The sequence below is a fragment of the Candidatus Krumholzibacteriia bacterium genome (assembly GCA_029865265.1).
Classification (GTDB): Bacteria; Krumholzibacteriota; Krumholzibacteriia; order WVZY01; family JAKEHA01; genus JAKEHA01.
On the sequence record JAOUHG010000023.1, the window covers coordinates 1 to 17,985 of the forward strand.

At 64.3% G+C, this 17,985-nt stretch carries 14 protein-coding genes; 8 read left to right on the forward strand and 6 right to left on the reverse strand.

Going from position 1 to position 17,985, the window contains the following annotated elements; translation table 11 throughout:
- The 3 genes from clpB to OEX18_10655 all read left to right on the forward strand — a co-directional run.
- Window positions 1-2,161, forward strand: a 2,161-nt coding sequence (clpB, locus tag OEX18_10645) for an ATP-dependent chaperone ClpB (GenBank protein ID MDH4337716.1), incomplete at its 5' end; no start/stop codon positions are given.
- Window positions 2,162-2,333: 172 nt separating this feature from the next.
- Entirely contained in the window at window positions 2,334-3,488 is a 1,155-nt protein-coding gene (locus OEX18_10650) for a hypothetical protein (protein MDH4337717.1), read from the forward strand.
- Between the two features lie 134 nt (window positions 3,489-3,622).
- A complete protein-coding gene (locus tag OEX18_10655; protein ID MDH4337718.1) occupies window positions 3,623-5,851 on the forward strand; it encodes an NADP-dependent isocitrate dehydrogenase in 2,229 nt (742 codons plus the stop codon).
- A gap of 89 nt (window positions 5,852-5,940) precedes the next feature.
- Here the strand turns inward: OEX18_10655 and OEX18_10660 are convergent, their stop codons facing one another.
- The 4 genes from OEX18_10660 to OEX18_10675 all read right to left on the reverse strand — a co-directional run bounded on the left by OEX18_10660 (window position 5,941) and on the right by OEX18_10675 (window position 10,772).
- Entirely contained in the window at window positions 5,941-7,080 is a 1,140-nt protein-coding gene (locus OEX18_10660; protein ID MDH4337719.1) for an amidohydrolase, read from the reverse strand.
- Between the two features lie 12 nt (window positions 7,081-7,092).
- A complete protein-coding gene (locus OEX18_10665) occupies window positions 7,093-8,460 on the reverse strand; it encodes a hypothetical protein (protein ID MDH4337720.1) in 1,368 nt (455 codons plus the stop codon).
- 68 nt (window positions 8,461-8,528) lie between these two features.
- Window positions 8,529-9,563 carry a glutaminase A gene (gene glsA, locus OEX18_10670; protein MDH4337721.1) on the reverse strand — a complete coding sequence of 345 codons (1,035 nt, stop codon included), beginning with the start codon at window positions 9,561-9,563 and terminating at the stop codon, window positions 8,529-8,531.
- Between the two features lie 21 nt (window positions 9,564-9,584).
- Entirely contained in the window at window positions 9,585-10,772 is a 1,188-nt protein-coding gene (locus OEX18_10675) for a DcaP family trimeric outer membrane transporter (protein ID MDH4337722.1), read from the reverse strand.
- Window positions 10,773-11,068: 296 nt separating this feature from the next.
- Between OEX18_10675 and OEX18_10680 the strand changes: the two genes are divergently transcribed.
- Genes OEX18_10680 through OEX18_10690 form a run of 3 tightly spaced genes read left to right on the forward strand, consistent with a single transcriptional unit; the run spans window position 11,069 to window position 14,011 of the window.
- Window positions 11,069-12,970, forward strand: coding sequence for an ATP-binding protein (locus tag OEX18_10680; protein ID MDH4337723.1), 1,902 nt, complete (start codon window positions 11,069-11,071; stop codon window positions 12,968-12,970).
- Entirely contained in the window at window positions 12,963-13,589 is a 627-nt protein-coding gene (locus OEX18_10685; protein MDH4337724.1) for a response regulator, read from the forward strand. The genes OEX18_10680 and OEX18_10685 overlap by 8 nt, the downstream gene beginning before the upstream one ends.
- 41 nt (window positions 13,590-13,630) lie before the next feature.
- On the forward strand, window positions 13,631-14,011 hold the full coding sequence (locus OEX18_10690) for a response regulator (protein MDH4337725.1): 381 nt from the start codon (window positions 13,631-13,633) through the stop codon (window positions 14,009-14,011).
- Window positions 14,012-14,030: 19 nt separating this feature from the next.
- Here OEX18_10690 and OEX18_10695 read toward each other — a convergent pair whose 3' ends face one another.
- Window positions 14,031-15,059, reverse strand: a complete 1,029-nt coding sequence (locus tag OEX18_10695; protein ID MDH4337726.1) for a DUF481 domain-containing protein — start codon at window positions 15,057-15,059, stop codon at window positions 14,031-14,033.
- Window positions 15,060-15,209: 150 nt separating this feature from the next.
- Here OEX18_10695 and mscL point away from each other — a divergent pair, with 150 nt between their 5' ends.
- Window positions 15,210-15,605, forward strand: a complete 396-nt coding sequence (mscL, locus tag OEX18_10700; protein MDH4337727.1) for a large-conductance mechanosensitive channel protein MscL — start codon at window positions 15,210-15,212, stop codon at window positions 15,603-15,605.
- Window positions 15,606-15,615: 10 nt separating this feature from the next.
- Window positions 15,616-16,677 carry a DUF3078 domain-containing protein gene (locus OEX18_10705; protein ID MDH4337728.1) on the forward strand — a complete coding sequence of 354 codons (1,062 nt, stop codon included), beginning with the start codon at window positions 15,616-15,618 and terminating at the stop codon, window positions 16,675-16,677.
- Between the two features lie 87 nt (window positions 16,678-16,764).
- Here the strand turns inward: OEX18_10705 and OEX18_10710 are convergent, their stop codons facing one another.
- Window positions 16,765-17,961 carry an OmpA family protein gene (locus OEX18_10710; GenBank protein MDH4337729.1) on the reverse strand — a complete coding sequence of 399 codons (1,197 nt, stop codon included), beginning with the start codon at window positions 17,959-17,961 and terminating at the stop codon, window positions 16,765-16,767.
- Window positions 17,962-17,985 lie beyond the last annotated feature (24 nt).

Below are 17,985 nucleotides of genomic sequence, written 5' to 3' on the forward strand. Positions count from 1 at the left end.
GCACAAAGTGGAGTCCGCCGACGCCGAGGACCAGCGCCAGGCGTTGCAGCGCTTCACCCTCGATCTCACCGAACGCGCCGAGCAGGGCAAGCTCGATCCCGTGATCGGCCGCGACAACGAAATCCGTCGCGCCATCCAGGTGCTGCAGCGGCGCACCAAGAACAACCCCGTCCTGATCGGCGAGCCCGGCGTGGGCAAGACCGCCATCGTGGAGGGGCTCGCGCAGCGCATCGTCAACAACGAGGTGCCGGAGGGGCTGGCCGGCAAGCGGCTGCTCTCGCTCGACATGGGCGCACTCATCGCCGGCGCCAAGTTCCGCGGCGAGTTCGAGGAGCGCTTGAAGGCGGTGCTTACCGATCTGGCCAAGATGGAGGGGCAGGTGATCCTCTTCATCGACGAAGTGCACACCGTGGTGGGTGCGGGCAAGGCGGAAGGCGCCATGGACGCGGGCAACATGCTCAAGCCCGCGCTGGCGCGCGGCGAGCTGCACTGCATCGGCGCCACCACCCTGGACGAATACCGCAAGAACATCGAGAAGGACGCGGCACTCGAGCGCCGCTTCCAGAAGATCCTGGTGGACGAGCCCTCGGTGGAGGACACCATCTCGATACTGCGTGGATTAAAAGAGCGCTACGAAGTCCACCACAAGGTGGAAATCACCGATCCCGCGCTGGTGGCGGCAGCGACACTGTCGCAACGCTACATCACCGACCGCCAGCTCCCCGACAAGGCCATCGACCTGGTGGACGAAGCCGCGGCGCGCATCCGCACCGAGATGGGTTCGCGCCCCGAGGAGATGGACACGCTGCACCGGCGGCTGGTGCAGCTCAAGATCGAGCACGAAGCGCTCAAGAAGGACAAGGACAAGGCGTCGAAGCAGCGCCGCGACGCGGTGGAAGAGGAGATGAAGGCGCTCGAGAAACAGTACGCCGATCTCGACGAGGTATGGAAGGCGGAGAAGGCGGCGCTGCAGGGGAACGCGCAGCTCAAGGAGCAACTGGAGCGCGCGCGCTTCGAGATGGAGACCGCCTACCGTGCGGGGGACCTGGCAAAGGTCTCGGAACTCCAGTACGGACGCATCCCCGAACTCGAGCAGAAGCTCGCCGAGGCGAGCAAGGCGGAGAAGGCGGAAACGCGCCTGGTGCGCTCCGCAGTGACTGAAGAGGAAATCGCGGAAGTGGTGGCGCGCTGGACCGGCATTCCGGTGTCGCGTATGCTGGAGGGTGAGCGCGAACGGCTCGCGCACCTCGAAGACGAGCTCGGCAAGCGCGTCATCGGCCAGGAAGAAGCCGTCGCCGCGGTCAGTGACGCCATCCGCCGCTCGCGCGCGGGCCTCGCCGACCCGGGGCGCCCCATCGGCTCGTTCCTCTTTCTCGGTCCCACCGGGGTGGGAAAGACCGAGTTGTGCAAGGCGCTGGCCGAGTCGCTCTTCGACACCGAGAACGCGATGATCCGGGTGGACATGTCGGAGTTCATGGAGAAGCACTCGGTGGCGCGGCTGATCGGCGCGCCGCCCGGGTACGTGGGCTACGAAGAGGGCGGTTACCTTACCGAGGCCGTGCGGCGCCGCCCCTACTCCGTGATCCTGCTGGACGAGGTGGAGAAGGCGCACCCGGAGGTGTTCGGCGTGCTGCTGCAGGTGCTGGATGACGGGCGCTTGACCGACGGTCAGGGGCGCACGGTGGACTTTCGCAACGCCATCGTGGTGATGACCTCCAATCTGGGATCACAGCTCATCCAGGAGATGGCGGGTGAGAGCCAGTACGAGGAGATGAAGTCGGCGGTGATGGAGGTGGTGGGGCAGCGTTTCCAGCCCGAGTTCATCAATCGCCTCGATGAGATCATCGTGTTCCACCCGCTGGGCCGCGACCAGATCCAGAAGATCGCGCGCATCCAGATCGACGTGCTGGTGGGGCGGCTGGAGCAATCCGGCATGCACCTCGTGGTAACACCGGCCGCGGTCGAGTTCCTCGCCAACGCGGGCTATGATCCCATCTACGGCGCGCGCCCCCTGCGGCGCGTGGTGCAGAACCGGCTCGGCAACCCGCTCGCGCGACAGATCGTGAGCGGGGACTTTGCCCCCGGGCAGACGATTGTTGCCGATGTTGCAACGGGTAATCTGACCTTCACCGCGCGGGCCACCCCCGCAGCGGATTCCTGAACACCCGAGAGGAACCCGGGCCATGAAGACGCCGTCATCGGGGTCTGCCTTCTCGCGGTCCTCGGCTTGCTCGTGTTCGGAAGCATGGTGCGCACCTCCGATCCGTTCGGTTAGGATGCGGGAGGATTGGGTCTCTCATCGTCACTAGAGGGGTAGTCGAAAGGGACATGCAATGACCGCACAGGAGAAGGCCGCTCCGGACCTGGACCCCAGAACCATGTTCGCCCTGGGAGGCGGGTGGATCGGCCAGAAGGTTGGGCACACCTGGTCGGCGCACCACATGGTGCTGTTGTCCGTGGCGGTGACGTGGCTGCCGCTCCTGGTGCTGTCGATCGTCGATGGTGCCGCGTGGGGTGACAGCGTGCGCATTCCGTTCCTCAAGGATTTCCTGCCCTACGGAAAGTTCCTGATCGCCGTTCCGGTTCTGATTCTCGGCGAGGCCGTGCTGGGAAGGCGCCTCGGACTGGCTGCGCATCAACTGCGTCAATCTGATGTTCTCATGCGGGAGGACACTCCGGTCCTGGACGCGCTGCTGGTGCGGATCGAGGTTCTTTGGAGGGGACTCGGCGCGAACGCCGTGATTCTGTTTCTGACGTTCGCCGCGACGGCCCTGTCCTTCTGGGGCGCGCGCGAGTATCTCACGGGGGGCTGGCCGTACGACGGTGGGCGGATGACGCTGCCAGGCTGGTGGTTCCTGCTGGTCAGCCAGTCGGTGTTGCGATTTCTGGCCTTGCAGTGGATGTGGAGGCTGGTGCTGTGGGCGTGGGTGCTGTGGAAGACGAGCCGGCTGAGGCTGCAGCCGAACCCGGCGCATCCCGACCGTGCGGGGGGACTGGCATTTCTGGGTGGGACCCAGGCGGCGTTCGGTTCGCTCATCTTCGCGTTCGGCATCCAGCTATCCTGCGTGGCAGCGGACGCTCTCACGTATCACGGCGCGCAACTCGCGGAGTTCAAGGGCTATGCGATTGCGTTCGTGCTGTTCACGCTGGCCCTGACGCTGGCGCCGCTCCTCGTGTTCGCCCCGGTACTGGCGCGGGCGCGGGAGGAGTGTGTGATGTTCATGTCCGGGAGTGGATACCGAGCAGCGCAGTTCCTTGACCGCCAGTTGCGCGCCAGCAAGGAGGGTGAACTCCCCACAGATGATGTTTCGGGCCTGGCCGACTTCGGTCCGCTGTACGAGAACGCCCGGCTCATGCGGCTTGTGCCGCTGGAACTGCGTCATGTCGCCTACCTGATCGTGTGCGCGGTTGTGCCCTTCGCGCCGCTGGTATTCCTGGTGATGCCGGCCCGGGATGTTTTCAAGGTGCTCGCGCGGATGGTCATTTGAGGAAGGAGATATCAGGCGCGGGTGGGTTGGGGGTCCACCGAATGTCGGATTTCGGGTATACTGCTCCGAAAATCGCAACCCGCCTGGCCGCGCGGACAACCCATCATCGCCCCAGCATCGAAGAGGTTAACTTCATGCCTTCAGCAAAGATCACCTGGACCCAATGCGACGAGGCCCCGGCCCTCGCCAGCTATGCGCTGCTCCCCATCATCGAGGCATTCGCCCGCGGCACGGGTGTCGAAATCGAGACCGCCGACATTTCTCTCGCCGGACGCATTCTGGCCAACTTCCCGGACAAGCTGCGCGCGGACCAGAAAATTCCGGACGAGTTGGGCCGGCTGGGGGAACTCGCCCGGACCCCGCAGGCCAACATCATCAAGCTGCCCAACATCAGCGCGTCGATTCCGCAGCTGCAGGCGGCCATCGCCGAGTTGCAGGCGCAGGGTTACGACATTCCGACGTACCCGGAAGAACCGAAGAACGACGCCGAACGCGCGCTGCAGGCCCGTTTTGCGGTGGTGCTGGGTTCGGCGGTGAACCCGGTGCTGCGCGAGGGTAACTCGGACCGCCGCCCCGCGACGTCGGTGAAGAAGTTCGCGCAGAAGCACCCCCACAAGATGATGAAGGCGTGGCCGAAGGAGGGCTCGAAGACGCGGGTGGCGCATATGAACGACAAGGACTTCTACGGCAGCGAAATGTCGGTCACCATGACCGCGCCCACCGACGCGCGCATCGAGTTTGTGGATGCGTCGGGCGCGGTGAAGGTGCTCAAGGACAAGCTGCCGCTGCACGCGGGCGAGGTGGTAGACGCGGCGGTGATGAACGTCGCCGCGCTGCGCGCCTTCTACGCCGAACAGATGCAGCAGGCGAAGAAAGACGGCGTGCTGCTTTCGATTCACCTCAAGTGCACCATGATGAAGGTGTCGGACCCCATCATGTTCGGGCACTGCGTCTCGGTCTATTTCAAAGATGCCATGGAGAAACACGCCGCGTCGCTCAAGCAGATCGGCGCCAACGTGAACAACGGGCTCACCGACGTGCTCGACAAACTCGACCGTCTGCCAGCCGAAAAGAAGAGAGAGATCGAGGCGGACATCGCCGCCTGCTACCAGAAGGGCCCGGCGCTGGCCATGGTGGATTCGCGCAAGGGCAAGACCAACCTGCACGTACCCAACGACATCATTGTGGACGCATCCATGCCGGTGGTCATTCGCGACGGCGGCCATATGTGGAACAAGGACGACGAGCTGCAGGACACCATCGCCATGATCCCGGACCGCTGTTATGCCGGCATCTACCAGGCCATCATCGAGGACTGCCAGCAGCGAGGACAGTTCGACCCCGCCACCATGGGCGACGTGTCCAACGTGGGCCTGATGGCGATGAAAGCCGAGGAGTACGGCTCCCACGACAAGACCTTCGTGGCGCCCGCGAAGGGCACGATGCGCGTGGTCGACGCCGGCGGCAGGACGCTGCTCGAGCAGCCGGTCGAGACGGGGGACATCTTCCGCGCCTGCCAGACCCGGGACGAGGCCATCCGCGACTGGGTGAAGCTCGCCGTCACACGCGCGCGCGCGAGCGGCTCGCCCGCCATCTTCTGGCTCGACGAGAGCCGCGGCCACGACGCGGAGATCATCAAGAAGGTGAAGGCCTACCTGCCCGGCCACGACACGACGGGGCTGGACATCCGCATCATGAAACCGGTGGAAGCCATGAAATTCGCGCTGGCGCGCGTTCGCCGCGGCCAGGACAGCGTTGCCGTCACCGGCAATGTGCTGCGCGACTACCTTACCGACCTGTATCCCATTCTCGAACTGGGAACCAGCGCGCGCATGCTCTCCATTGTGCCGCTATTGAACGGGGGTGGGCTGTTTGAGACCGGCGCGGGCGGCTCGGCGCCCAAGCACGTGGAACAGTTCCTCAAGGAAGGCCACCTGCGCTGGGACTCGCTGGGCGAATACTGCGCGTTGGTGCCGTCTCTGGAATTTCTCGCCAAGCAGACCGGCAACGCCAAAGCCACGGTGCTGGCGGCCACGCTTGATGTGGCGGTGGGCCAGTACCTCGAGGACGCGCGCTATCCCTCGCGCAAGGTGAACGAGATCGACAACCGCGGCTCGACGTTCTATCTCGCGCTCGCATGGGCCCGCGCCCTCGCCGCGCAGGACGAGGACGCCGCGCTGTCAAAACGCCTCAAGCCGGTGGCGAAAGCACTCTCCGAGAACGAGAAGAAGATTGCCGCGGAGCTGCTCGCGGCGCAGGGTCAGAAGGTGGACATCGGGGGCTACTACCACCCCGATGGCGCAAAATGCACCGCGGCCATGCGGCCCAGTGCCACACTGAACGGCATCATCGACGCGCTATAGACAGTCGGTTCGTTTGATGGCTTGACCGGCCGCCTCGCGCCGCAGAAGCGCAGGGCGGCCGGTTTCATTTCGGGCGGCTTCGAGGAGACTTACTTCTGACCTGTTGGCTCGTAGCCCGAAACCGGGGTGGGAGGCGGCACCACGGCGGGCTTGCCCACGTTTGCCTCTTCCCACGCGCGCACGTTGACGCGCGCCGCATCGAAGAGCCGCTCGTAATTGGTGAACAGCACCTTCTGCCTCGTCTCGGGTGTCAGTGACTTCCACAGTGCGGCGTAGGCGTTGTAGACCGCCATCGGAGAGTCGATGCTCTGCGGCGCCACCACGTCCGTCCCGAACAGGAAACGGTCGGGGTACTTGTTCATGAGATCCGCCATGCGCTTGAGCCCCTCGGGGGTCTTCGTGATCCACTTGGCGGTTTCATCCCACGAGATGTCGATGTAGAGGTTCGCCAGCTTCGGATTGGCCAGGCCCCGTTCGAAGATGGAGACCTGGTCGGTTACCGGGTGCACCACGCGTCCCAGCCCGGCGTGCGCCCAGATGATCGTCGTCTTCGGGTGACGCTCGATGAGCTCCTTCATCTGCATCACCAGGTAGGGGTCCTGGCCCTGCTTCGGGAAGGGCATGTCGATGTCGCTATGGAGGATCACCACCAGCCCGACCTCACCCGCGAAGTCGAGCAGGCTGTCGAGCGCCGGGTTCTTCAGGCTGGCCGGACCGCCCGCGATCTTCGAGGAGACAAACTCCTTGTGGATGCTGAACTCGCCGATGCCCGAGAAGACCCCGGGGAAGGTGAGCAGCACGCGGCGGATGTGGTCGGCCGCGTACATGTCGGCCGGGTTGAAGCCGGTGATCATGGGGTCGAGCCGCGCCTGCTGATCGGCCGGCAGCGCCTTGTACGACATGGCGATGAAGGCGTCGGTGAAGGAGTAGTAGTACAACGGTGCATCCGACTGCAGGTAGTAGGTGGGCGCAAAGTCACCCGTGTTCTCGTAGTCCCACGTCTGCTGCAGCGGAATTCCGAACACCGTGGAGCGTTTGACCACGCCGTCCATCATCTTCACGTAGTCGGCAAGCGGCGTGCCTTCCTGGATGTAGTTGGTGAGGTGGAAGTGTGAGTCGTTGTACTTGTAGCCGCCGTCCTTCTGGGCCCACGCGGGCAGTGTGGCGAAAACAAGCCCAAGGACAGCTATGAAGGCCGCCAGGAAGCTCTTGCGAGGATGGATAGACATGGTCAATCTCCCTTACAGCAGGATGTCCGTACCCAGCGAAAACGTGGTGCCTGTCTGGCCCGCTGTGTAGTAACCGAAGTTCGACCCGGCCGGGCTCCTGTCGATGTGCAGGATGTGCATGTTGACACGCCAGCTGCGGTTGCCATACGGGTAGAAGCTGGCGCCGCCGCCGGCCTCCCACGGGTTGCGCTCGAATTCGTCAAACAGGTACGAGCCGATGGCGTACAGCATGAGTTTCCTCTCCACCACCATGTACCCCGCCGAGCCATAAAGGCTCTTGTCCACAATCGAGTCGTCGGCAAGGGAGAAGGGTGTGCCGTAATCGGCGCCCTGATGCACGTCGAAGGCCTCGAACTTCGAGAGTCTGCGCATCAGCAACTCGCCCTGGAGGCAGAAGCCCTTGTACTTGAAACCCGCATCGAAGGACAACGCGTCGTAGTCGAGGTAGTTGACGGTCACGCTGTCGGCAAGCGCGCCCTGCTCGAATGCATACACGCCGTCGGAGAGGCGGATCTGCGTCTCGTTGGGGTTCGGCGAACTCAACGGCGTGGCGCGGCTTTCGCGCGCGTGCGCGGCCGACACGCCGAAACGCGTGGCCAGCCGCTGGTGTTCTTCCAGATCGCCGAAGCCGCCGCGCGGGCCAAACTCCTTCGTGGTGGGCATCCACCACAGCGTGGCGCTGTAGCCCATGTCGCGCGTGTCGTTGCTGGCGGTCACGCCAAGCTGGCTGAGGTTGGTGGTGATCGCGCCGGTGTAGAAGAGCCCGTCGGCGGGCTGGCCGGTGACGAAGAACGACGACGCGAAGCCGGCGCGCACGGCCTCGTCTCCCATGATGCGGTCGCTGCCCGGCCAGAAGGGCCACGTGCCCGCCATCGAGCGGCTGGTGAGGTTGGGTCCGATGCCCACGCCCATGGTGAGCGGTCTCGACACCGTGTAGCGAAGCACGCCGAAGGCGAGCGTCTGCTGCGTGGTCGGCAGGGACCAGACCGTGATGGTGTAGTTGAGTTTCGGGTTGTAGAAGAACCCGGACAGCCACACCATGGTGCGGTGCCAGTTGAGGTCGTTGCGCGCCTTGACCGTGCGCGTGCGTCCGAGGTGGTCCGTGAACGTCTGCTCACCCGGCATCTGGTTCAAGTACCGGAAGAGGCCGTACACGCTGATGTTCAGGCTGCCGTGATCCGACTTGAAGATGTCGAAGCCTCTCGCGGGTGTGAACTCGCCCGCGGTGGAGTTGCCGTAGCGTTCCTCGGCCCCCGCGAGGGTTGTGTCGGGCGTGGTCGCGCTCTCCTGGGCGCGCGCGTCGCGTGCACTCGAGAGAAGGAACAGCGTGGCGGCGAAGGCCATGCAGACACATAGGATCGGTGCGGTGATCTTGCGCATCAGAACTGACTCCTGTGGCTCAAAGTAAACGGGGCCCGGCATTGCGGCCGGGCCCCGGTGTTGCGCTGCTACTTCTTCGCGGCAGGTGCCGCCGAAGCGAGCGGATTTCCGCCGAGCGCGTTGGAAATGTCTGCAATTGCTCTCTGGGCACGAATGCTGTTGCCGGCGTCGTCCAGCGGCGGCGAGATAACCGCGATGCCGAATTTGCCGGGCGAAACGGCGATGATGCCGCCGCCCACGCCACTCTTGGCGGGGAGACCCGTTTCATAGAGCCACTTGCCCGAGTCGTCGTACAGGCCGGCGGTGGCCATGACGGCGAGAATCTTGGGCACATACGCCGTGTTGAATACCTGCTTCTTCGTAACCGGGTTCTGTCCACCAAACGCGAGGGTTGACGCCATCATGGCGAGGTCCTTCGCGTTCACGCCGATGGCGCACTGGCGCGTGTAGAGGTCCACCGCCTGCTGCGGGTTGGCCTTGATGTAGCCGTAGGCGTACATCAGCATGCCGATGGCCTGGTTGCGCTGGTTGCTGTCGGACTCGGACTTGTAGATGTCCTGCAGCACCTTGAGCTCGCGGCCCGCGCAGTCGTTGTTCACACCGATGATCTTGGCCCACACTGCCTCCGCGTTGGCGCCCGTGACCATGCTGGTGGCGGTGATGGCGCCCGGATTGACCAGCGCGTTCATCTCCGGCCCGCCGGCGAGCTTGTAGGAAATCTCAACCGACACGATAGAGTTGAAGCGCATGCCGGTGGCGTCCGCGCCAATCGTGTTCAGAATGGCGTCCGGTCCCTGTTCCTGGATGACCTGCGCCATCGTAAACACCTTGGAGATGGACTGGATGGAGACCTCGGTGGTGATGTCACCCGCGGTGTAGACCTTGCCGTCGGCGGTCACCAGCGCGATGCCGAACAGGTTGGGATCCACCTTGGCCAGCGCGGGAATGTAGTTCGCGTTGGCGCCTTCCTTGAGGTCCTTGTACTTGGCATAGGCGTCATTGACCGCCTTGGTGATGGCTTCGGGCTTCTGGGCCATCGTTGCCAGCGGCATCGCCAGAATGGCGACCATGACAACCGCGGCAATTCTGAAAATCTTCTTCATGTCTATCCTCCTGTACCTGCGTTACATCATCTTGGAATAGTTGTACTTGAACGAAACCTGGATCTTCACGTCGTCCGACGTGAAGCCGTCGGCGAAGTTCTCGCGCTTGCCGTACTGCACCTCGATGCCCGTCGTCACCTTGGGAACGGGGTAGTAGAGCAGGTTGCCGACCGCGTAGTGGCCGCGCTTGAAGGCGTCCGGCGCCTGTCCGTTGGAATTGTCGAGATCGAGCATCGAGTAGCCCACCGAGCTGGAGAACTTCTTGTTCCAGCTGTGGTCGAGGAACGCCACGATGCCGAGGACGGGCAGGGCCACGCCCTTGACGGGGGTGGTGGCGTTGCCCGGGTTGCTCTTGATGCCGATGTCGACGGTGGCATCGTTCATATAGTTCTCGATGCCCTCGCCATAGACGACCTGCAGGCGGGCCACGTCACTCTCGCCGATCTTGAGGTTGGAACTGAGGTTGAGACCCCAGCCCACGGCATCCCCGGCGAGATCCAGCGAGTCCGTGCCGGCGTCTTCCCACTTGATGTAACGCAGCATGCCCGCGAGTTCCACGTAGCCCCAGCCGCGGCCGACGCGATACTCGGCCGAAAGATCGGGCAGCGGGAAGCGCGCCTGGATATCGTTGAGCGCGTCAATTTCGGAGTAGATTCCTCCGTCGCCGCTGGCGCCCGGGCGCTCCAGCGCGATCGTCATGCGCGTGTCGCCCTGGATGGGCATATAACGGATCTGGACGTTGCGGAAGAACACCATGCCGTTCGGTCCCCAGTACTCGAGCGTGTTGGGGAACACGTCGATGTCCATGAACGGGCTCCATGTCTGTCCCGCGCCCCACTTGCCCAGCTGGCCGTACGCGTGGCGCAGGCGCAGCGTGGTCTGGCCGGCGTCGGCGCCCGTGCCGAACATCTCCCATTCGAACTGCGTGAAGAGGTCGCCCTTGTCGGTGGGGGTCGTGGTCTTCAGGCCGAAACGGGTCTGGCGCACGCTGTAGTAGATGTTGCCGTCCGCGCCATACTCGTCCTTGTAGGCGGGCAGCTTGGTGGGCCGCATGACGTCAAACCAGTCCGGGGCCGCCTGCTTGGTGTCGTAGCCCGCGTCCAGCATGATGTGGCCGTAGAGCTCGTAGACTGTGTCTCCAGCTGCCGCCGGGCCCGCCACGCAGCACGACAGCAGGAGCACGGGAATCCATCTTTTCATCGCTTTCATCACGACCTCCTGTACAAACTCGAAATGGGAATGACCGGCGGCGGCAGGTGCGCCGCGGCACTTGAGCCGGCGTCCGTATCCGGCCGGCGCGGTGAACACACAAAGGCGTGACGCCATCCTAGGATGGACCGCGGAAAGGGTCTACCTGCCCTTTGGGGAAGTCCCGTTGGTGCGTGCCCCGCTCTCTCGGGCGTCGTCGCGCGGGACCGGGGCATGGTGATTCCCGCGAGATTCGGCTAGAATGCAGCCGGTCGTTGTCTCGGGAGGAACCAGTAGCGATGAAAGCCATGCGGGGAATGACGAGGGCGCGTTGGCTTTGGGCCGCCGTGGCCGGGTTTCTTGCGCTGGCGGCAGCGCTGCCCGCCCTGGCCGAGGAGGCGCCCGTTCCCGGTGGGCCGAAGCGGGTCCTTGTGCTCCACTCGTTCGGTGAGCACTTTCAGCCTTTCGCCGATGTTGCGACCGCCTTTCGCTCCGAGCTTGCCCTCCAATCGCCCGATGAGATCGAGTTGCTGGATATCGCACTCGGAGTCGTGCGTTTCGAAGAAGGCGAAGCGGACAAGCCTCTGGTGGACTACGTGTATTCTCTGCGCACGCAGCGTCCCGTCGACCTGATCGTAACGGTGGGCTCGCCGGCGTTCCGCTTCTGCATGCGCCACCGTGATCGTCTGGTCGCCGATGTTCCGCTTGTCGTGGCAGGAATCGATTGCCGTCACCTGCAGGGCGTTGAACTCGGCCAAAACATCACTGCAGTGTGCGTGAATATCGATCTCCACGGGCTCGTGGATGACATCCTGCAACTCCTGCCCGGGACGGCCAACGTGAGCGTCGTTTTGGGAAGCTCTCCGCTGGAGACGTACTGGGCGGGGGAATCGCGGGGCGCGTGGCAAGGCTACACCGACCGCATCGCGTTCACCTGGTTCAACGGCCTTACCCTGCCGCAGATGCGGGAGCGGGTGGCGTCCCTGCCGCCACACTCGGCCATCGTGTTTGCGCTGCTCGACGTGGACGCCGTGGGTGTCCCCTACGAGCGCAACGCGGCGCTGCATGCCCTGCACGATTCCGCCACTGCACCCATCTTCGGACTGTTCGCGCCGGAACTGGGCAACGGCACGGTGGGCGGCCGTCTGGTCGACGTGCGGGGTGCGGGGGTGGAATCGGCGCGGGTTGCGGTTCGCATCCTGGGGGGGGAGTCGCCGGGCGCCATTCCACCGGTGATCGTTCCCGCGCTGCCGCCGGCGTTCGACGGACGCGAGCTGCGCCGCTGGAAGATCGACGAGGCGCGGCTGCCGCCCGGCAGCAGCATTCGATTCGTCGAGCCGACCTTGTGGCAGGCATACCGCGGCCGCATCATCGCCGTCGGGGCCTTGTTTGCCGCGGCGGGCAGTCTGATCGTCATGCTCCTCATCAGCCGCGCGCGCCTGCGTTCCACCCGCGCGCAACTCGGTGCCAACGAGCAGCGCGTGCGGGAGCTGCGGCGCGAGTTGAGCCTTGCCGACCGTGTCACGCTCCTCGGTCAGTTCACCACCTCGCTCGCGCACGAGCTCGGGCAGCCGCTGGGGGCCATTCTGCGCAACGCCGAGGCGGCGGAACTCTTTCTGGAACGGGAGCCGCCGGATCTGGAGGAAGTGCGGGCAATCCTGGCCGACGTGCGCAAGGACGGGGAGCGCGCGGGGGGCGTGATCGACCGGCTGCGGGCCATGCTCAAGCGGCACGGCGTGGAATCCCAGATGCTGGACTGGAGCGGTGTGGTGGACGACGTGGTCGGAATCGCACGCGGCAACGCGAGCGCCCGCGGAATCGCGCTGGAGATCGACACGCCTTCCGATCTGCCGCCGGTCCGCGGTGACCGCGTTCATTTTCAGCAGGTTCTGCTCAACCTGGTTGCCAACGCCATCGACGCCGTCGAGAGCGCTCCCGGCGGCGACCCGCGCGTGCTGGTGCGGACCCGCGCCAACGGCAATGGTCTTGTGGAGTGCGCGGTGAGCGATACCGGCCCCGGGATCGCGCCCGACAAACTGGAGAGCATCTTCGAGCCGTTTGTCACCACCAGGGAGCAAGGCATGGGAATGGGTCTGCCGATATCGCGCACCATCGTGGAGACGCACGGGGGCAGCCTGTGGGCGGAGAGCAACCCCGGTCGCGGTGCGACGTTCCGGTTCACGATTCCGGTGAGCGAACCCCGGGAGCGTCATGCCTGAAGGAACCGCAATCGTGCACGTGGTCGACGACGACGCGTCGTTCCTGCGGGCCGTCGGCCGGTTGCTGCGCGCCTCCGGGTTCACCGTGAAGCAGTACGGATCGGCCGCCGAGTTCCTTGCGCAGCGGGAGGACGGCGAGCCTGGTTGCGTGCTGGCGGACCTGCGCATGCCCGGTATGAACGGGCTCGACCTGCAGGCGGCACTTGCCAGCGGGCCCGATCCGCTGCCGGTGGTGTTTCTCTCCGCCCACGGCGATGTTCCTTCCACGGTGCGGGCCATGAAGCAGGGCGCCGAGGATTTCCTGGTGAAGCAGGCTCCCCACGGGGAACTGCTTGCGGCGGTGCGGCGGGCGCTGGAGCGCGACGCCCGCGAACGCGCCCAACGGGCGCGGCGGCACGACTTGCAGGAGCGCCTGGCGCTGCTCACCCCGCGCGAGCGCGAGGTCCTCACCCTCGTGGTGCAGGGGAAGCTCAACAAGCAGATCGCGGGGGAACTGGGCATTCACGAGCGCACCGTCAAGCTCCACCGCACCGCGATCACCACCAAGCTCGAGGTCCGCTCGGTTGCCCAGCTGACACGGCTGGTGCAGGATGCCCGCCCCTTCCCCAAAGGGCAGTAGCCGGCGGGTTGTTGCAGCCGCTACCGTGACCCCCGGCGGTAATGATCCAAGTGACAGACATCTATGTAGCGGTCATCGACGATGACGAGAGTTTCCGGCGGTCGCTGGTGCGCCTGCTGCGTGCGGCGCATTACCAGCCCCTTACCTATCCTTCCGCAGAGGAATTCCTGGCCGACACGAAGCACCCCCGCTTCGACTGCATGCTGCTCGACATCGCCCTGGGCGGTATTTCCGGGCTGGAGCTGGGCAGACGGCTCGCCGCGAGCGGATCGACGGTTCCCATCGTGTACATCACGGCCCACGACGATGCGAAGACGCGCGCGGAAGCACAGGCCGTGGGATGCACTGGATTCGTCAGCAAGATCGAGCCCCGGGACGTGCTCCTCGACGCCGTCGCCCGGGCCGTGAAATCGGCCCATTGATTGACGGACCGCCCGTCCCCTAGAACGTCCAGGAAACGCCCAGTGTGAATCCGTAGTCGGTGGTTTCGCCGCCGCCGGGCGGGCGATTGTCGTAGCTTTCGTAGAAGGTAAGCTCGAGGTAGAAATTGTTCACGACCTCTCGGCGCGCGTGCAGATCGCCGTCGAGACGGACGCGCCCCCAGTTGGAGAGACTGGGGTAGAAGGTCAGGTTCGCCGAGTAGTCGGTCTTGGGGAAGTTGTACGTGAAGATGGCGTGCTGAAGCCCCACAACGCCCTCGATGTTGTTGGTCTGCGTCCCGTCGTTGGCCCACTCGCGGTTGACGCTCAGGCCCAAGCCACCCACCAGCAGCGCCCGGTTCGATTGCACGAAATTGGCGCCGAGTCCTCCCCCGATCGAAGTTCGCAGGTCCAGCCCCAGTTCATCGTTGCGCTGCGCAGTGCCCGCCATTTCCGCGAACAGGATTCCCCGCAGCAGGCGCTGATAGTTCAGGCTGGCGTCGTAGCGTATCGTGCGCGCCGTATTCGAGGTGTTGGTTATCGTGGACGAGGCATCCAGCCGTGTCTTGTGCAACTCCGTCCGCCGCTGCACCCATGAGCTCAAAGTCAGCTGCGACTGGTCCTGCGCCTTGGTGTAGTTGAAGGCCAGGCTCACGGAACCGTCCAGCTGCTGCCAGATGGACGCGTCCAGTTGCATCATCGAGACCACGGAGTCCGCTTGCACCGTGCGCGTCCGGCCATCTTCGATGACCTCCATGACACCGTCCCGGCCCAGGAAAATGGCCCCGAAGAACTTGTCCCCGACGCGGTCCTGCACCCGGAAATGGTACACGCTGTTCACCGAGTCGATGTCCGCCCATTCGATATTCACCGTGGAGAGACCGTCGGTCTTGAGCTGGAGAATACCGCGGTCGAGCTGCTTGATCTCCCCGGTGAGGCGGTCGCCGTTCTTGAGGTAGACGAGGTCGGTCTTCTTGCGGGCTTCCGCCAGGGCGGGCGGCAGTGAGACCGCGAGAATCAGAAGTAGAACGGGAATGGGATGCCGTGACATGACCCGCGCAGGGTATCACAGGGGGCGATGCTGGTGGCAAGCGTCTCCTGCCGCTGTTGCCCGTTGCAGGAATAGTGTTGCCCCGGAATCACCGAGTTTGTAGTCTCTTCCCGCCCTCAACCGGGCCAACCAAGGAGGTCTCCCATGGGAATCGTCAAGGAATTCAAGGAATTTGCCGTCAAGGGCAACATGCTCGACATGGCCGTCGGTATCATCATCGGCGGTGCGTTTGGCAAGATCATCTCGTCGCTGGTGAACGACGTGATCATGCCGCCGCTTGGTCTCCTGATCGGCGGCGTCAATTTTACGGCGCTCAAACTCACGCTCAAGCCGGCCGCGGGCGATACCGCGGCGGTCACCCTCAACTATGGAAATTTCTTCCAGACCGCGGTGGATTTTGCCATCGTTGCCTTTGCCATCTTCATGGTCATCAAGGCGATGAACTCGATGAAGCGCAAGGAAGAGGCCGCCCCGGCGGCGCCGCCGGCACCGAGCAAGGAAGTCGTCCTGCTCACCGAGATTCGTGATCTGCTCAAGTCACGCTAGGAGTCGAACGATGCTCAAGATTGTCACACCCGGGTTGCTCGCGGTTCTGATTGCGGGCACTGTCAGTACGGCGTTTGCACAGGAAGCAATTGCCCCCGAGGTTCCCAAGGAGGCCAAGGAAAAGCGCGTGCTCGAAGTGGGGAAGTGGTATCCCACCCTGGAAGGTGGTTTGAACCTCACCCAGGCCTCGTACAGCGAGAACTGGAAGGGCGGCGAAACCGGTTCGGTTTCGTGGAACGCGTTTCTCAACGGGTCCGCGGAGAACCAGGTCAAGCCCACCCTCAACTGGTTGAGCAGCATGAAGCTGCTCTACGGCCAGACCCGGCGCCAGGAGATCGGCGCCAACGGCGACCGCTCGTGGGGCGACGCCGAGAAGTCCGCGGACCTGATCCAGATTGAGTCCATCCTGCGCCTCACCCGCAACTGGGCCGTGGATCCCTACCTGTCGGTGCGTTACGAATCGTTCTTCCAGGACATCACCGATCCCTTTGGACGCAAGTTGTGGATCAACCCCATGACCTTCAAGGAGTCGACCGGTATCGCGCGCAAGTTCAAGGACCGCGAGGACGACCAGTTGCTGATGCGGGCGGGCTTCACCGCCCGCGAGAACTACCGCCAGTTCTACGCGAGCGACACGGGCAATGAGACCTTCAGCGAGACGTCGTGGGACGTGGGCGCCGAGCTCATCGTGGATTACAAGAAGGTCTTCGAACAGCGGCTCACGTACGTCTCGCGCCTGAGCGTGTACCAGCCGTTCAACTGGTCCAAGAACGAGATCTTCGACGCGCTGGGGCCGGATTCGCTCATTGCCGCCGGTTTGAGCCCGGATATCGCGAGCTACGCAACAACCGTCGATGTGGACTGGCAGAACACCTTCACCACCAAGGTAACGAAGTTCATTTCGTTCAACTTCTACCTGGAGATCCTGTACGACAAGTACGACAACACGGTGGTTCCGATCGTGGACGACAATGGCGCGCTGACCAACGCGGGTGCGATTGATTTCAGCGTGCGCAAGAAGGGGCAGTTCAAGCAGACCTTCGGCGTGGGGCTCTCGTACACGTTCAAGTAGGCGATCTGGACAAGCGGCGAGAAAAGGCAAGGGCCACCCGGTTGCGGGTGGCCCTTTGCGCTGTAAACCCCTGGGAGACCTGTCTCCCTAGAGCTTCGTAAACTCGACACGGCGGTTCATGGCGCGTCCTTCGGCCCTGGCGTTGTCCGAGACCGGCCTGGTGTCGCCCATACCGTCGGTCTTGAACCGGTCCGCCGCGATCTTGAACTGGTCCGAAAGCACCTTCGCGACCGCCGCGGCGCGCCGCTTCGACAGGTCGAGGTTCTCGTCTTCCTTGCCCTGGTTGTCGGTGTGGCCGGTGATCTCCACCTTCACCGCCGGGCTCTTCTCCATGTACGCCGCGATCTGGCGCAGCACCGGCGCCGACTCCGCCTGCACCACGTCGGAGCCGCTGTCAAAATAGATGCCGTAGGTAACGAGCTTGCCGTCGGCGAAGGGGTCCGCGACCGGCTTGTTGCCCTCGGCAAAGCGCACGTTGGTGATCATCGGCTGCCGGTCCGACCAGAGCCGGAAGCTGAACCCGTTGGGCGCCCCGGGTTCGGGGTTGATCTCGGGTACGTTGGCGAGGCGCTGGCGGTCGACATACACCTTCAGGGCAGGCCCGCGGGCCATGAACATGACGTGGTGGACGCGGCCCCACACGTCCGGTCCGTCGAGAGGCGTGTTCGAGAATATCTCGCCGGTGGTAAACGCGAGGTTTCTGCCCGACATGGGGAAGACCGCGTTCCACACCATCGTCTCGTCGTGCAGGCCGGTCACCGTGAGCACGTTGCCCGAGGGCTGGTCGCAGAAGAAGTCGAGCTCGAGCGTCCAGTACTCGGGCAGCTCCGGCATGGGCGGGAGTTTCATGCGGATGTCGCTGTCGCTGCTGGTGCAACGCATCCAGCGCTCGCCGTTCCGTTCCGCCACTTCGAAGGTGCCGGTCTTCAGCTTCCAGTTGGCGGGGAACTCGCCCAGCTCGTCCCGGGTGAAGTCGTCAAAGAAGAGCACCTTGTCGCCGGGGACGAAGTCGAACTTGGTGGACACGCCGGAGATGTCTCCGCTGCCCGATGCGGTTTCCGCCGGCGCTGCCTTGCCGTCGGCGGGGGGTGCCGTGGATTCGCCGGTGGTGGTCTTGCTCGGGTCGGCCTTGTTGAGGGCGTCGCCCGCGGCCTTGTTGGCCGTGTCGCCGGCCTTTTTCTTGAGCTTGTCGCCAAGACCGGCGCGGGAAACGGTCGCGGCGGAGACCGCCGTCACCACCAACAGGGCGAGGACGAAGGGGAGAACCTTCCGGAAGCCAGTCATGAGGACCACCTTGCTTTGAAGCGG

Bases quoted from the DNA above. Each gene is read 5' to 3' on its own strand.
- OEX18_10650 (MDH4337717.1), top strand. From the start codon at position 2,334: ATGACCGCACAGGAGAAGGCCGCTCCGGACCTGGACCCCAGAACCATG.
- OEX18_10655 (MDH4337718.1), top strand. From the start codon at position 3,623: ATGCCTTCAGCAAAGATCACCTGGACCCAATGCGACGAGGCCCCGGCC.
- OEX18_10660 (MDH4337719.1), bottom strand. From the start codon at position 7,080: ATGTCTATCCATCCTCGCAAGAGCTTCCTGGCGGCCTTCATAGCTGTC.
- OEX18_10665 (MDH4337720.1), bottom strand. From the start codon at position 8,460: ATGCGCAAGATCACCGCACCGATCCTATGTGTCTGCATGGCCTTCGCC.
- glsA (MDH4337721.1), bottom strand. From the start codon at position 9,563: ATGAAGAAGATTTTCAGAATTGCCGCGGTTGTCATGGTCGCCATTCTG.
- OEX18_10675 (MDH4337722.1), bottom strand. From the start codon at position 10,772: ATGAAAGCGATGAAAAGATGGATTCCCGTGCTCCTGCTGTCGTGCTGC.
- OEX18_10680 (MDH4337723.1), top strand. From the start codon at position 11,069: ATGACGAGGGCGCGTTGGCTTTGGGCCGCCGTGGCCGGGTTTCTTGCG.
- OEX18_10685 (MDH4337724.1), top strand. From the start codon at position 12,963: ATGCCTGAAGGAACCGCAATCGTGCACGTGGTCGACGACGACGCGTCG.
- OEX18_10690 (MDH4337725.1), top strand. From the start codon at position 13,631: ATGATCCAAGTGACAGACATCTATGTAGCGGTCATCGACGATGACGAG.
- OEX18_10695 (MDH4337726.1), bottom strand. From the start codon at position 15,059: ATGTCACGGCATCCCATTCCCGTTCTACTTCTGATTCTCGCGGTCTCA.
- OEX18_10705 (MDH4337728.1), top strand. From the start codon at position 15,616: ATGCTCAAGATTGTCACACCCGGGTTGCTCGCGGTTCTGATTGCGGGC.
- OEX18_10710 (MDH4337729.1), bottom strand. From the start codon at position 17,961: ATGACTGGCTTCCGGAAGGTTCTCCCCTTCGTCCTCGCCCTGTTGGTG.